10 protein-coding genes and 2 pseudogenes are annotated in these 14,550 nt (G+C 69.1%); 2 read left to right on the top strand and 10 right to left on the bottom strand.

Going from position 1 to position 14,550, the window contains the following annotated elements; all coding sequences use genetic code 11:
* Window positions 1-198: 198 nt before the first annotated feature.
* The 4 genes and pseudogenes from ACWDEX_RS08740 to ACWDEX_RS08725 all read right to left on the bottom strand — a co-directional run bounded on the left by ACWDEX_RS08740 (window position 199) and on the right by ACWDEX_RS08725 (window position 5,836).
* A complete protein-coding gene (locus ACWDEX_RS08740; RefSeq protein WP_450462547.1) occupies window positions 199-1,287 on the bottom strand; it encodes a CU044_5270 family protein in 1,089 nt (362 codons plus the stop codon).
* Entirely contained in the window at window positions 1,284-1,916 is a 633-nt protein-coding gene (locus ACWDEX_RS08735; protein WP_450462546.1) for an RNA polymerase sigma factor, read from the bottom strand. The genes ACWDEX_RS08740 and ACWDEX_RS08735 overlap by 4 nt, the downstream gene beginning before the upstream one ends.
* Window positions 1,917-1,998: 82 nt before the next feature.
* Window positions 1,999-2,296 (bottom strand): annotated as a pseudogene (locus ACWDEX_RS08730) (IS5/IS1182 family transposase); the annotation flags it as partial.
* 195 nt (window positions 2,297-2,491) lie between these two features.
* Complete coding sequence (locus tag ACWDEX_RS08725) at window positions 2,492-5,836, bottom strand: S8 family serine peptidase (protein ID WP_450462545.1); 3,345 nt, start codon at window positions 5,834-5,836, stop codon at window positions 2,492-2,494.
* A 479-nt stretch (window positions 5,837-6,315) separates the two neighbouring features.
* On the opposite strand from ACWDEX_RS08725, the gene ACWDEX_RS08720 reads away from it, so the two are divergent.
* Entirely contained in the window at window positions 6,316-8,997 is a 2,682-nt protein-coding gene (locus tag ACWDEX_RS08720; protein ID WP_450462544.1) for a SpoIIE family protein phosphatase, read from the top strand.
* Between the two features lie 101 nt (window positions 8,998-9,098).
* Here ACWDEX_RS08720 and ACWDEX_RS08715 read toward each other — a convergent pair.
* From ACWDEX_RS08715 to ACWDEX_RS08695, 5 genes and pseudogenes are all read right to left on the bottom strand, one after another.
* Window positions 9,099-9,215: pseudogene (locus ACWDEX_RS08715) on the bottom strand (DNA-binding response regulator); the annotation flags it as partial.
* Between the two features lie 303 nt (window positions 9,216-9,518).
* Window positions 9,519-10,775, bottom strand: a complete 1,257-nt coding sequence (locus tag ACWDEX_RS08710; RefSeq protein ID WP_450462543.1) for a sensor histidine kinase — start codon at window positions 10,773-10,775, stop codon at window positions 9,519-9,521.
* 623 nt (window positions 10,776-11,398) lie between these two features.
* Window positions 11,399-12,382 carry an alpha/beta hydrolase gene (locus tag ACWDEX_RS08705; RefSeq protein WP_450462542.1) on the bottom strand — a complete coding sequence of 328 codons (984 nt, stop codon included), beginning with the start codon at window positions 12,380-12,382 and terminating at the stop codon, window positions 11,399-11,401.
* A gap of 82 nt (window positions 12,383-12,464) precedes the next feature.
* Window positions 12,465-12,818 (bottom strand): hypothetical protein, encoded by a 354-nt coding sequence (locus tag ACWDEX_RS08700; protein WP_450462541.1) that lies wholly within the window; start codon window positions 12,816-12,818, stop codon window positions 12,465-12,467.
* A 24-nt stretch (window positions 12,819-12,842) separates the two neighbouring features.
* Window positions 12,843-13,391 (bottom strand): TetR/AcrR family transcriptional regulator, encoded by a 549-nt coding sequence (locus ACWDEX_RS08695; RefSeq protein WP_450462540.1) that lies wholly within the window; start codon window positions 13,389-13,391, stop codon window positions 12,843-12,845.
* Window positions 13,392-13,515: 124 nt separating this feature from the next.
* On the opposite strand from ACWDEX_RS08695, the gene ACWDEX_RS08690 reads away from it, so the two are divergent.
* Window positions 13,516-14,205, top strand: coding sequence for a flavin reductase family protein (locus tag ACWDEX_RS08690; protein WP_450462539.1), 690 nt, complete (start codon window positions 13,516-13,518; stop codon window positions 14,203-14,205).
* Window positions 14,206-14,353: 148 nt separating this feature from the next.
* Here the strand turns inward: ACWDEX_RS08690 and ACWDEX_RS08685 are convergent, their stop codons facing one another.
* The gene (locus tag ACWDEX_RS08685) at window positions 14,354-14,530 is read right to left on the bottom strand and encodes a type IV toxin-antitoxin system AbiEi family antitoxin domain-containing protein (protein ID WP_450462538.1); all 177 of its coding nucleotides are present in this window, start codon (window positions 14,528-14,530) and stop codon (window positions 14,354-14,356) included.
* Window positions 14,531-14,550: the final 20 nt, after the last annotated feature.

Genomic DNA, 14,550 nt, shown 5'->3' with positions numbered 1-14,550 from the left:
ACCTGGCCGGTGTACGGGGACGGCAGACCGGTGAGAAGGGCAGCACAAATCAGCGCATGCATGGAGGAGGTCCTGTCACGAGGATTCGGTCGTCACCTCGTGTATGCAGGGCGCACGGGCACCGGCGAGGTAACGCGTTGATGGTTCGGCTGGGCGGTCCGCCCGTCTGGGCAGGCGGGCGGACCGCCCAGCGCTTCGTCAGCCTGCGCGGCCGCGTGTCTGTCCGGGCTTGTCAGTGACGCTGCGGCTCAGGACAGCGCTGGTGGCGGTGACCTGACCGGCCTTGGACCAGCGGGTGTCCTTGAGCATGACGCTGCGCTCGCCGAGGAATTCCAGGGTGTGCTTGTCGAAGATCCACTCGGTGCGCTCGCCGTCGCGGACGCGGGCGACGGCAACGCCGTGGCGGCCTGCGGCGTCCACGGCATCGCCCACGACGGTGACGCCGGGGATCTTGGCTGCGGCCTTGTACAGGGCGGCACTGACCTTCGGCGGTGCGAGCTGCTCGCGCAGCAGGTCGCCGATCGTCACGAACGCCTCCTGGTCCGGGCCGGACCCGGCGCCCTTGGTTTCGTCGTAGATCTTCTTCAGCAGCGCGTCGGGGTCGGTGGGCAGCGACTCCAGGTAGCGGTAGGTCGGGCTGTTCAGCGTGGGTGCCGCATGGCCCTGGGGCTTCACGGTTACAGGACGTCCGGAGCCGGCGCCATCCCCTTCACTGACAGTTACGCCTTTCTGCTCAGTGCCCAGCTTTGTGTCCTCGCCGTTCTCGCGCAGCAAGCCGGGGCGAGTTCCGTCGACGGAGAGCCAGATCTGCCTCAGGTGCGGCTCGTCCAGGCGCATGACGGGGCCGTCGCTCTGGCTGGAGTAAGCGACCTTGCTCGAGATGTACACGTACTGGTCGTCGCGGACGGCAGGCGCGGGCTTGGACGCGGCAACGGTGGCAATACGGTCCAGCAGCACCGCAGCCGGTGTGACGTTGGTTCCACGTGCCGACGGGCCGGAGGCCACCGTCGAGCCGGAGCCGGCAGTGGGGTGCTGTTCGAACACACCGCCGACGGCCAATGCGACAGCCATGCCTGCGGCCAGCGGGATGGCCGTAAATGCCAGGCGGCGGCGATGTCGGGTCCAGGGCTTGGCGGCGGCATCGGTGCTCTGCTGGATTTCGCGCATCAGGTGCTCCTTCAGGAGCCGGTGGCGGCGCCCAGGCAGGTCCCGCTCCGCCGGGACCGGCAGCAGCCGGGTCATCTCCTCGCGCTCGGCCTGGGTTGGCCTGGGGGGCTTAGGGCTCATCGGGACTCCTCCTGGGTGGGCCGGACCGCAGGGACGCGGTCACCATCTACCTGTCCATAGCCCGCGTCCGAGTTCCCGCTCTTCAACCCAACCTCGGCACCAGCGAACCTGCGGAGCTTCTTGCGGGCGCGCGAGAGACGAGATCGGACAGTGCCCACCGGGATGCCCAGCGCCTGGGCCGCGGCCGCGTAGTCCAGGCCGGACCAGATACACAACGCGACCACCTCACGCTCCGCGCGGCGCAGTTGGGACAACGCTGCCTGCAGCACCGCAACCTGGCCCGCCTCGTCGATCCGGTCGACCAAATCCTCGGCGAAGTCCGGGAACACCTCTTCGCGCGGCAGACGGCCGACAGCCGCCTCGTGCCGCCGCGCGGCCCGGCGGATGTTCCTCGCGGTATTTGTGGCGATACCCAGCAGCCAAGGCCGCAGTGACCCGCCGTCCAGGTCCACCGTTTCGCGCCGCCGCCAAGCTTCCAGGAAGGTCAAGGACAGCACGTCCTCGGCCGCTGACCAGTCACCGGTCAGCCGAAAGGCATGGTTGTACACCGCCCGGGCGTAGTCATCGAAGAGAGACCCGAACGTATCGGTATCTCCCGCCCGTATCCGGGCGCGCGCACTCATCTCCATACCATCGGACTGTCCGGTCGGCCCGAACTAGTTCCCGGAGCGTGATGCACGCCACTCAGAGATCGCGCAGACAGGCGGATGATCACGGCCGGCGGTGCGGGCGCCCATACCAGCGGTGAGTGGTCCGGGCTCGGCGGTCAGGCTGCGTACAGTGATGATCGCGTCTGGGAGGTCGAAGAAGGCCTCAATGACGGTGGTTCGGCGTGCGTGGCAGCGCGCGAGCCGGTGGAAGGCGTTCTGCCAGGCATGGGTGCGTCGATGTGCCACCGCTGAACAGCCTGGACCGGCGCCTTGGTTGCCTTGTGCGCGATCCGGCCGTGCAGGCCACGTTCGGCAAGCACGGTGCGGGACTTGGCCGAGTCGTAGCCGGCATCAATAGAACGCGGTCTTGCCCACTCCGGCGGGCGGCCACCTGGCCCATGCGCAGCCCGGCGTATCCCGATTCCTGCAGCAGCTCGAACGTGGCATCGGTCTGCCGGAGTGTGAACTTCCGGCAGACCGACGGGAGCGTCAACGTCCGGTGCGGTGCGTCACGTCACCTTCGCGGTCCGATGCGCATACCTTCGGGCGCGATGTCACTTGCCGTAGTAGGCGTTGTGGATCGAGACCATCGAGGTGTTGCCCTGCTTGTCGGTGATCGCGGCGCGCAAGGAGATGCCCTTGCCCTTGGCGGGGTTCCTCACGGTGATCCTGCCACCCGTGACCGTCACCTTCTTCCAGCTACGGCCGTCGTCGTAGGAGACGCGGACGGTGAGGGACTTCAGGTTGCCGCCCCCGGCCGCGCCCTGGACGCTCACCCCGATGCTCTGCGTCTTACCGGCGGGCGCCTTGCTGTCCAGGCCGAGTGCCGCGTTGAAGCGCGCGGTGGACAGCGGCAGCTTCTTCTGTGTCGTGGTCTTCTTGGAGCGGAACGTCCAGTTGGTGTCGATGCGTGTGGAGGCCGCGCCGACCTTGGTGCTGCGCCGGACGGACGACGTCAGCCTGTACTCGGCGTCCCCTGCTGGGACCTTTAACTCGCCCGTCCCGTCGAGCGGGTCGGCGTTCTCGACGAGCTTGGTGCCGTTCCGGTGGAGCGCCGTCCTGACCGACAGATACGTCGACGAGCCTTCGTGGCTCTGGCCATCGGAGTAGATGGGCAGGCGGCCCACGATGGTGTTGCCGTCCCTGAAGACACCGTGGTTCCCGCTCATCAGGGGTCCGAAGACGCCTGTGTTGAAGGTCTTCCGGTAGGTCTTGCCCGCCTCGAAGGTCTGCGGCGTCCTGCTCCAGTAGGTCGCCTCGATGCTGGGAAGGCCGTCACTGTCCGAAGCGCCGTACTGTTTGAAGTCGAAGGTCCACGGCACATTCGTGGACAGGTACAGCGTGCGCGTGCTGGGGAGCTTCTGCTCGACGTAGATCGCGGAGGCAACGCCCAGCCCCGGCGGATCGAACACGGCCGTGACCGATCCTTCCTTGCCCGCCGAGGAGGCGCCCAGCCCGGCCCGGACCGTGGCCAGGTCAGTGGCCTTGTAGTGCTTGGTGAAGCCCGTGGCGAGCTGCTTCACCGGCGTGGCGGCCGTCGTGTCGTACTCGGCGGTCGCACCCTTGGTCCAGTGTCCGTCCCACTGCTGGAACAGTGAACCGTCGGTGATCTGCGGACCGAGGTGACGGGTGCGGAGGTTGGTGTAGCTGTCGAGCCAGGCGCCGGCGCTGATCACCTTGCCGCCCGCCCGGAGCGTGTAGGACGGCGAGGCGAGGACCGGCTTCGCCGCGGCGTCCGGCACCGTGATGTCCACCGGCTTGGTGGTCCGGGCGTCCACGGTGATCGTCTTGTCCTTGGTGACACTCAGCTTCGGCTGGGCCAGCCAGTCCATGCCCTTGCGCGCGTTCTTCGGATCCATCACGATCCGCGAGTCCAGGAGGTAGTCGCCCTTGGGGACGCGGACCCTGACCGTGCCCGACGGGTCGTACGGAGTGAGGTCGATCCCGTTCGCCAGGCCGGACAGGCCCTTCAGTGCGGTGGTGTACTCGGACGAGGGCCGCCCGTCGCGACCGATGTGCTTGACCGTCAGGTCGTAGGATTCGACCTCGCGGGTCACCGTCGCGGCCGTGCGTACGGACTGGCCGCCCTGTGTGGCGGTGACGTACGCCGAGTAGGAACCGTCCAGGGTGCCCTTCCTGGTGTCGGCGGTGACGGTGACGGACGCCGTGCCGCCGGCCGGGACAGTGACCGTCTGCGCACCGAGCTTGAAAAAGCCGTCGGGGGCAGCCTGTCCCTTGGAGTCTTTCGCGGTCATGGAGAGGCCGAGTGTGATCTCGACCTTGCCCAGGTTGCGGTACGTCAGCTGCCTGGTGACCGCGGCGTCGTCGGTGTGCGGCCACTGCTGCGTGCCGAAGTTCAGCGACACCGGTTCGGCGACCAGTGACTGCTTGATGGCCTTGTCGACGGAGACACGGCCCGCACCCTGTTCATAGGGCGTGTAGCCGCCGCCCTTGGCCGAGCCCGTCAGCGCGCCCTTCAACTCGGCGTACGTCCAGTCCGGGTGCTCCTGCTTGAGGATTGCGGCGGCGCCGGCGACGTGCGGGGTCGCCATCGACGTACCGGAGATCGTCAGATAGCCCGGCGGCCTCTCACCGACCTCGCGCACGAGAGCGCTGCCCGGTGCCGCGGCCGCGGTGATGTCCACCCCCGGCGCGGTGACATCGGGCTTGATCGCGCCGTCACCGACGCGCGGGCCCGTGCCGGAGAAGTCCGCCAGCCTGTCGTTGCCGTCGACCGCTCCGACAGTCAGCGCGGCGTCCGCGCTGCCGGGGGAACTCAACGTCTGCGGGCCGTCGTTGCCGGCCGCGACGGCGAAGAGGATGCCCTTTTGCGCGGAGAGCTTGTTGACCTCCGCCTCCAGTGGGTCCACTCCGGGGCTGTCCTGGCTGCCGAGGGAGAGGTTGACGATGTCGGCGCCCTGCTCGGCCGCCCACTCCATGCCTGCGAGGATTCCGGAGTCGTCGCCTACGCCGTCGTCGTCGAGAACCTTGCCGTTGAGCAGCTTGGCGCCTGGCGCGACGCCCTTGTACGTGCCGCCGGACTTGGCACCCGTGCCGGCCGCGGTGGACGCGACGTGTGTGCCGTGCCCCTGGCGGTCCCGGGCGTCGGCCGACGCGGTGAAGTTCTTCTCGGCGACCACCTGGTTCTTCAGGTCCGGGTGTGTGGCGTCGACACCCGTGTCCAGCACGGCGATCTTCACGCCCTTACCGTCGTACCCTGCCGCCCAGGCGCTGGGCGCACCCATCTGCGCAACGCTCTTGTCGAGGCTCGCCCTACGCACACCGTCCAGCCAGATGTGCGAGATTCCGGAAGCAGTGGTGCGGAAACCACCCGCCTGCTCGCGGGTGAGTGCGTCCCACAGGCCCTTGGTGTCGCCGCGGGGGACGACGACGGCGTCCGCGTCGAGGTTCTTCAAAGTCCTGCGCACCTGGGTGTCGCCTGCGGCGCGCACCTGGGCACGGGCGGCCGCGGCGGTCGCGCCCTGGTAGCCGACAATCACCTTCAGGCCCTTCTTCTGGGCCTTGCGGACAGCGGGTCGGTCGAGCTCGGTGACGTCGAAAAGCCGTTGGTCGAGCCTGCCGGCGGCGATGAGACGTTCGGCGTCGAAAGGCACCACCAGGGTGTGACCGTCGGCAGTGCGCGTCCGGACGGGTACGTGTTCACGTCCCTTTGCCCGCTCGAATCCGACAGCGCGTCCCGCGGCGTCCACCAGGACCCGGTCGCCCGTGATCAGCGTGATGCTGTGCCTGGCGGTGAGCGAGCGGCTCGACCCGGCGTCCCCCGCGCCTAAAAGAGCGTGCCCCGTGCTGCTTCCGCTCGCAGCCGCCGGGCTTGCCACGCCTGCTAAGAGTGCCACGGCGACTGCCGTGACCACGGCGGTTGGGAATACTGTGTTCACTTGTTTACGCAAGTCCTCACCTCGGTGAATGTTCAGGAAGAAAGGAGTCCCTCCGCCCCGCCGGCCGGGACTGATCAGGCTGATGTGGCCGGTTCGTTGGGCTGAAGGGGTCGGCCGCACCGCCGAAGCGGGTCGGTCGAGGAGCTGATCGATCTCCGTGAGCAGACCCTAGAGGTGCGTCACTTCGGCGGGGACCGAACCATGGCGGTGAACACGCTCCGCCCTGCTGAAAGCGATGCCCGGATCACCACGTCGCCGGTCCCACCGGACGCGCCCCGAAGAGAACAGCCTCAGGGGCACAGGGCGCCGACGTGGTCGCCAGAACATGCCTCTGCCCGCTCCTGCCGGCTTGTCGGGCGGTACGTGGACGAGAAGTTCCCCCGTTGCGGTGTGCGCTGATCCCTCCCGCACGCACACCCCCGGACGCGGAGTTGCAGCTGTCTCGGGGCTCGCCGGGACCACTGTGCTAGAAAGGTGTGATGGCGAGGTTTTTCGCCAGGGTGCGGTGTATCTCGCCGCGGTTGGTCGGCAAGAGGCCGCGCAGTGTCGCTGCGCAGGTGTTCCTTCTGCAGGTGGCGCTGGTGCTGCTGCTCGTGGCCTGCAGCGTCTTCGCCCTCGTCCTGCAGTCCCAGCGGGACGACTACGCAGAGGCCAAGCGCCGGTCCATCGCCGTCGCCCAGGCCTTCGCGCACTCGCCGGGCATCGTGCCGGCGCTGCGGAGCCCTGACCCGACGAGGGTGCTCCAGCCGCTCACCGAGGCGGGGCGCAAGGCTGCGCGCGTCGACTTCATCGTGGTCATGAACACCAAGGGCATCCGCTACACCCACCCCGTCCCGAGCCTGATCGGCAAGCGCTTCGTCGGCGCGATCGGGCCCGCACTGGCCGGGAAGGTCTCCACCGAAACCGTCCACGGCCCCCTGGGCTCCGAGATGCAGGCGACCGTCCCGGTCAAGAACGGCGGCAAGGTGGTGGGCCTCGTCTCCGCCGGGTTGAAGCTCAAGAGCGTGAGCAACCAGGTCGATCGGCATCTGCTCTTGATCCTCGCCGCCGGGACCGGCGGGCTCGCGGTGGCCACCGGCGGAACCATGCTGGTGGTCAGGCGGCTGCGACGGCAGACCCACAGCCTCGCCCCGGACGAGCTGGCCCGTATGTACGAGCACCACGACGCGGTGCTGCACTCCGTGCGCGAAGGGGTGCTCATCATCAGCGTCGACCGGCGCCTGCTGCTGGCCAACGCCGAAGCCCGGCGGCTGCTGGAACTGCCCCCCGACGCCGAGGGACGGCATGTGTCGCAGCTGAACCTCGGCCCGGACACGGTGGCGTTGCTCGCCTCCGGCCGCGAGGCCGCCGACGAGGTGCACTTCGCCGGGGATCGGCTGCTGGTGGTCAACCAGCGGTCTACGGGCCGTAAGGGAGGTCCCGAGGGCACGGTGGTGACGCTGCGCGACTCGACCGAACTGCAGGCGGCGTCCGGCAGGGCGGAGGTCGCACGGGCACGGCTCAAGCTGCTCTACGACGCCGGCCTCGGCATCGGCACCAGCCTCGACGTGGTCCGCACCGCCGAGGAGTTGGCGGATGTCGCCGTCCCTCGCTTCGCCGACTTCGTCACCGTGGACCTGGCCGAGCCCGTACTGCGTGGCGAGGAACCGGCCCACAGCACACAGGCCATGCGCCGCACCGCCGTGTGCGGCATTCGGGAGGGCCATCCGCTGTACGAAAAGGGCACGCTGATCGACTTCTTGTCAGCCACCCCCCAGGCGCGCTGTTTGCGCACCGGCCGCTCGGTGCTGGTGGCCGACCTGTCGACCGACCCGGACTGGTACGCGCAGGACCCGGAGCACTGCGAGAAGGTCCTCGCCCACGGCATCCACTCCCTCATCGCCGCCCCGATCCGGGCCCGTGACGTCGCACTGGGCATAGCCGAATTCTGGCGTACCAAGCAGCACACCCTCTTCGACGAGGAGGATCTGAATCTGGCGGACGAACTGGTGGCGCGCGCCGCGGTCAGCATCGACAACGCCCGCCGTTACACCCGCGAGCACGCCCTGGCCGTCACTCTCCAGCGCAGCCTGCTGCCCCGTGCCCTGCCCGAACAGAACGCCCTGGAGGTCGGCCACTGCTACCTCCCCGCCCAGTCGGGCGTGGGCGGAGACTGGTTCGACGTGATACCGCTGCCGGGAAGCCGGGTGGCGCTGGTCGTGGGTGACGTGGTCGGCCACGGCCTGCACGCCGCAGCCACGATGGGGCGACTGCGCACTGCGGTGCACAACTTCTCCTCGCTCGACCTGCCGCCCAACGAGCTGCTGAGCCACCTGGACGACCTGGTGGGCCGCATCGACCAGGAGGAGACGAGTACGGAACCGACCGCCGGCATCGTGGGCGCCACCTGCCTGTACGCGATCTACGACCCGGTGACGCGCCGCTGCACCATGGCGCGCGCCGGCCACCTGGCCCCCGCACTGGTCCAGCCGGACGGCAGCGTCACCTTCGTCGACCTGCCTGCCGGGCCACCGCTGGGCCTCGGCGGCATGCCGTTCCAGAATGCCGAGCTGGACCTCGCAGAGGGCTCCCAGCTCGTCCTCTACACCGACGGTCTCGTCGAGGACCGCACCCGCGACCTGGACGTGGGCATGGAGATGCTGCGCGCCGCGCTGACGGGTCATCCCGGCCGGTCGCCGGAGGAGAGCTGCCAGGCCGTGCTGGGCGAGTTGCTGCCCGCGCGACCCAGGGACGACGTGGCCCTGCTCATCGCCCGCACCCGGGCGCTGCCACCCGACCGGATCGCCGACTGGGATGTGCCGGCCGACCCGGCCGCCGTAGCCGGAATGCGTGGGGCCCTGTCCGCCAAACTCGACGAGTGGCAGCTCTCCGAGCTGGGTTTTGGCATGGAACTCGTACTGAGCGAGCTCATCACCAACGCCATCCGCTACGGCTCCGAGCCGATCCACGTCCGGCTGATCTTCGACCGCACGCTGATCTGCGAGGTGTCCGACGGCAGCAGCACCTCAGCGCACCTGCGGTACGCCGCGACAACCGACGAGGGCGGCCGGGGGCTGTTCCTCGTGTCGCAGATGGCCGAGCGCTGGGGCACCCGGTACACGGCCCGGGGAAAGGTGATCTGGGCCGAGCAGGCGCTGCCGGCACCCGAACCGTCGTTGTGAACATCTTGGTTCGTCCAGGGAAGGCAATGAGCGGGTCCACGCGAGCCCGCCACGTGCTTCTTCACCGTGGAGACGCTGATGCGCAGGACCTGGGCGACCTCCATGTCGTCCCGTCCGGTGGCGCAGAGCCGCAGCACCTCCACCTCGCGGGGCGTCAGGTCCTGCGGCGCGGAGGACGACGGTTGCGACGCGACTGCGGGCGGGGTGCCGACGAACATGGCGATCGCCGGGTGAGCACGGTGCACACCGCCGTTGTCAGGTTCTCCGGGGAGACGTCCTTCGGCGGGAAGCCACAGGAGACAAGCACGCGGCATTCCGGCCGCTCCGCGGCCAGCCGGCGGGTGGCCTGCACTCCGTACAGGACCGGCATGCGGATCTCCATGAGCACCACGTCCGGGCACAGGTCGTGTGCCAAGCGGGCCGCCTCGGCACCGCGCCGGCCTCACCGACCACGTCGATCCACGAAGCGGTGCGTAGGATGAGCGCCAGGCCCCGGCGGACCAACGGCTGATCGACGGCGATCAGCACCCGGACTGCGCTGGGAACGGAGCAGTCTTGTTCGTCCCCGGCTCGCCCGGCATCGGGCCTGTCCCCCTCTCTTCCTTCTTCTGCCGGTTCTCGTCGTCCGCCAGGTGGGCCGGCAGGCGTGCCGCCACCCGGAAGCCGCCTTCGCGGCGTGCGTCGGCCTCCAGCGTCCCGCCGTGGAGCGCGACGCGTTCGCGCATGCCCAGCAGACCGTATCCACCGGATGCACCGGCCGGGGCCCCGCGGCCGTCGTCGCACACCTCCACCGAGATGTCGTCGGCCCCGTAGTCCAACCGCACCCGTGCCACGGCGCGCCCCGCGTGCCGACGGCTGTTGGTGAGCGCCTCCTGCACGATCCGGTAGACGGTCAGGCCCACGGCCGGCGGCAGCTCACGCGGTACACCGTGCACTGTCAGCTTGGTGGGGAGACCGCCGGCGCAGGCCTCGTCGGCCAGCCGGTCCAGGTCCGCCACGCCAGGCTGTGGCGCGGCAGGAGTCCCGTCCGGCTCGTCGGTTCCGCGCAGCACCCCGAGCAGTTGCCTCATCTCTCGCAGGGCCATCCGGCCCGAGGACTCCAGGTCGACGAGGGCGTCGTGGGCGAGTTCCGGGTCACTGCGCAGGTTCGCCCGGGCGCCGCCGGACATCAGGTGCATGGTGGTGATGTGGTGGGCCACGATGTCGTGCAGTTCCCGGGCGATCCGGCGGCGCTCCTCGGCCACTGCACGGTCGGCCTGCAGTCGCCGGTTGGTCTCCACCTGCTGCTGCCACTGGCGCACCGTGATGCCGAACGCGACGACCGCCAGCGCCGAGGCCGCGCCTGCCACCGCCAGCCACGAGGCGGCGCTCAAAGACCGCAGCACCTGTGCTGCGGCGGTCACCAGTGCGGTGACCGCGGCCGTGACCGACCGTGATCTCGTGGCCACCGAGTACAGCGCGACCGACAGGGCGGCGTGCAGCCCGACCGGGGTGGCACCAGCGAGTTCCGACGCCCAGCCGCACAACAGGACGGCGGCGAGCACCGGGACCGGCCAGCGGTGCCGGGCCAGGAGCGGGAGTGCCGCGACGACCGCCAGCAGAGCGCCTGGGGCAGTTGCGGCCATACCTTGGTCCTGGCAGGCGAGGAGGTAGCCGAGCATGTCCGCGGCGGCTGCGCCCACGGTGACCAGTCCGTCGCTGCGGCTCCACCCCCATGGGCCGCACCGCCCGGTCGTCCCCGGCTCCGCCATCGGTGCGGCGGAAAGCGCAGCACTCATCCAGACACCATCCTTTCGACATCGTTCGGCCGCCTTCTCGGCGGTTGCTCCGCGCCAGATCATCGCCGAACTGTCCGCCCGGCAACCACTCCGGTCCTTATGTCCGTGGTCGCGCTGGGCACCGACTACAACATCCTGGTCAGTGACTGTCGACAGCCACTCGCTGAGGACTGTTGACCACCACTGGCGCTGTGTGGCGGACGGCGAGCCATGTTCGTGGCCGCGGCTCATTGCCGCTTCAGGGGGTGGGGCCGGCATTCCACCACGTGGCGTTCGCGACGGTCAGCCTTGCCGATCTTCGGTGGCCGGCCGCGATTCGAACATGGCGTCATCGAGTACGCCTTCCCCGTCCGGGACTTCATGTTGCGCATCCGCGTATCCGCGCGGCCGTGTCCGCGGCAGGCAGGCAGGCAGGCAGCGCGACCTCGTGCCGCACGAGCAGACGATCCACACAGACACGCGGCTCCCTGCTGAGGGCGTTGCGCGATGCCCGGGGCGGCCGGTTGCCGGGATCAGGCGTGCCGGCTCGGGGGACCGCCATTGGTGGCGCTGGTGCGGTGGCGTCGATGGCGTCGCCGTCGTTGTGTCGTGCTTGAGCCGTGGTCGTGCGTCCCGATCACCGGTCACCCACTTTCCGCGGGCCCGGCGACCGCCGGCCCACCGGCGGAGCATCTGTCATGGGTTCTTCTCCCGGGGCCCCACTGGTGGGCCACCCATTTGCTGACGAGTTCCAGGACTTGGGTGCTCACCGGCTGCCTGATGGCGCGCCGGTAGCCTTTGGGGCCCAGCGATCGCGGGTCCGGCCGGAAGAGGTGGTTGAGGTCGGCGACGATGTGCCCTTGGAAGGGGCCGTGTACCAGGCGGCCGATCGCGTCGACGTCCTCGGGCGGAACCTGGAGATCGCCGCCACCTGTGATCGCGAGGACCGGAACCGCGATCCGGGCGAGCGCAGGCGCCGGATCGTAGGCGACGAAATCACGGGTCCACCGCGCGTTGACACGCTGTCCCTGAAGACGTATCTCAGCGTCGCCGGAGGCTGTGATCCTCTCCAGATTCCTGCGCTGGAGGCGGTGGACGTCCGTGCGCAGCACACGCAGGACGAGTTTCACCGGCAGCGGCAGCCTGGTGGCCAGTTGCTCGGCCTGCCAGGCGAGAATGTCGCCGCCGGGCCGTGCGGCGGCGGAGAGCAGGACCACTCCGGCCACGTGGGCGTCGGAGGCGAGTTGTGCCGCGTACCAGGCGCCCTCGCTGTGTCCGACGACCAGGAGGGGGAGGCCGGCGGCTCGGTCGGCGAGCCAGTTGAGCGCGGCCTGTGCGTCAGCCAGCCCGTCCCCCATCCCGGCATGCAGGAAGTCTCCGCCGCTGCCCCCGACACCGCGCTTGTCGTAGCGAAGTGTCGACACTCGCGCCTTTGCCAGGGCGTCTGCGACAGCGCGGGTGACTCCCGTCCTGAGCATCGGTCCACCGGGCAGCCGTACGTCCGAATCGCGGTTCACCCTGCCGGATCCGGGGAGCAACAGGGCGGCGGCGACGGGGTTGGCTGCCTCGGTGAACGTCCCGGCTAGTGAACAGCCGTTGCTGTCGATGACTACCGCCTCGTCGACCACTAGTTTCTTTCTCTCTTCCTCTTTGTCGCCGACTGCCGCGTCACCGCGGAGAGCAGCGGCCTTGACTTGTGCGAAGGCGGGGTCAGTTGGGCAGGGCGTCTTCAACGAGTGCCACCGTCGCGTGAGGATCGGAAACCTGGATCACGAGGCGGGCGTAGCGCTCGTCGGCCAGTTGGATGACCACTGCCTTCGCAGGGTCGCGGACGTCCCAGAAGACCCGTTCGCCATCGACGTGGAAGGTGCCGGCGGTGACGACGCCCGGGACATGGGTGCCCGGGGATCGGAGCCCCTTGGGCTCCTTGACGATCCCGGGGTCAGCCGTGGCGCCGCGCACGTGGGCCAGCGGAATGGTCAGGCGGCTCTTGAGCGCCCAGAGTTTGTCCAGCCCCTCGATCTCCACGATCAGGTTGTCGTCGTCGATGCTGATGTGCGCCATGATGCTTCCTTTGCTGTGAGAGTGTCAGGGTCGGCCGTGGCGCTGCGCCAGGCCGACGCCGGCTCGGATGATGTCCTCGTCGGTCGTGCCGGACCTGGCCCGTGTGCGCAGTCCGATGAGCAGCGCGGTGGCCGCTGCGGGAGCGACGCGGGCGTCACCGTTCTCGGCCGCGCGGTCCGCGTCGCCGACTGCCCTGTCCAGCGCGGTGAACGCCTCGCCGACCAGTCGTGCCACCTCGGCGTCCACCGGTGCCCGCTCGACCGCGGCCAGCAGGACCAGGTCGAGTTCTGTTCCGGTGACCGCGTCGGCGAGGACCTCGTACGTCCCTTCCGTGCGGCCGCCCGCTTCGGCGACGCGCTCGGCCAGCCTGGTGACCTCGTGGTCCAGGGACCACTTCAGCGCGGCCAGGTAGAGCCCGCGTTTGCTGCCGAACGTCTTGTACAGGCTGTTTCGGTGTACACCGAGGTGCGACACCAGGTCGTCCACGGATGTGCCGTCATAGGTCCGGATGGCGAAGAGTTTCGCCGCCGACCGGACTACGTCAGCCTCGTCGAATCCTCTTGGTCGTCCCATGGAAAGACCGTACACGGTTTAGGAATGACCAGTCAAGAACGATCGTTCCTTAACTCTGTCCCCGGTCTCACGTGACGGGAACGGTTCGGCGGGTGCCGAAGTGACCCGCCTCTACGCTTCGATCATGAAGATCGTTGAGCTCCTCGACCGACCCGGCTCCGGCACCGACCCCTGTGTCTCCATAGAGCCGAGCGTTCTGTACTTCGGCACTCCCGTGGTACTCCTGTCCACCGAGAACCCGGACGCCTCCGTCAACCTGGCGCCGATATCGTCCGCATGGGCGCTGGGGCAGGTGATCGTGCTCGGTCTGGGCCCGGACGGACAGACCGCGCACAACCTTGCCGTCCGTCCAGAACTCGTGATCAACATCGCCGGTCCCGGTCAGTGGCAGGCCGTGGAGCGTCTGGCTCCGCTCACCGGACGCCACCCCGTACCCTCGACCAAGCACGACGGTTGCCGCTTCGAGAAGGACAAGTTCGGCGCGGCGGGGCTGAGCAGCCGCCCGTCCCATACGGTCCGGCCGCCGCGGGTCGACGGATGTCCTCTCCAACTGGAGGCGCGTGCCGAGCGCGTCCGGCCGGACGCCTCCGGTGAGTTCCTCATCGTCGAGGCCCATGTGCTGAAGGTGCACGCCGACCCTCATATAGTCGTCCCCGGTACCGATCACATCGACCCGGCCGCGTGGAGCCCGCTCATCTACAACTTCCGGCACTACTTCGGCCTCGGCCCGGAACTCGGCCACTCCTACCGCTCCGCCACACCACGTGAGCAGATGGCAGAAGCACCCAGCAGCGAAGCAGGCGTGCACCCGTGACGGCGCCACATGTCCATCACTACGGTGCAGAAAAAGGGCCTGCACCATGGAAGAGGAGGTCGCCAAGCACCTCGTACAACGCAGCTATGGGCGGTGGCAGTGGCGCTTCGAGCCCGCAGCCATTGTGACTGCGTGTTCTGAGAGGGCGTTAAGTCCGTTTCTGGTAGCGGCCGCGTCCGGGTTGTTCGAGGAGTCCCTGGCGGACGAGTCGTCCCAGGCGGGAGCGGGTGACGTTGATCGAGGGCTCGTCGGTGGGCAGGCCGAGGTGCTCGTGCAGATCGCGGACGCGGAACACCTTCCCGGGGTGCTCGTTGAACGCGGTCACGATGCGCTGGTAGATGGTGG

Source organism: Streptomyces sp. NPDC001020 (genome assembly GCF_053599115.1).
The sequence above is the reverse complement of the archived record's forward strand: the minus strand, read 5'-3'. Positions and strand labels throughout refer to the sequence as shown.

Excerpts from the sequence above, each read along its gene's own strand:
- ACWDEX_RS08710 (WP_450462543.1), bottom strand. The coding sequence starts at position 10,775 with ATGAGTGCTGCGCTTTCCGCCGCACCGATGGCGGAGCCGGGGACGACC.
- ACWDEX_RS08690 (WP_450462539.1), top strand. The coding sequence starts at position 13,516 with ATGAAGATCGTTGAGCTCCTCGACCGACCCGGCTCCGGCACCGACCCC.
- ACWDEX_RS08740 (WP_450462547.1), bottom strand. The coding sequence starts at position 1,287 with ATGAGCCCTAAGCCCCCCAGGCCAACCCAGGCCGAGCGCGAGGAGATG.
- ACWDEX_RS08735 (WP_450462546.1), bottom strand. The coding sequence starts at position 1,916 with ATGGAGATGAGTGCGCGCGCCCGGATACGGGCGGGAGATACCGATACG.
- ACWDEX_RS08700 (WP_450462541.1), bottom strand. The coding sequence starts at position 12,818 with ATGGCGCACATCAGCATCGACGACGACAACCTGATCGTGGAGATCGAG.
- ACWDEX_RS08695 (WP_450462540.1), bottom strand. The coding sequence starts at position 13,391 with ATGGGACGACCAAGAGGATTCGACGAGGCTGACGTAGTCCGGTCGGCG.
- ACWDEX_RS08720 (WP_450462544.1), top strand. The coding sequence starts at position 6,316 with ATGGCGAGGTTTTTCGCCAGGGTGCGGTGTATCTCGCCGCGGTTGGTC.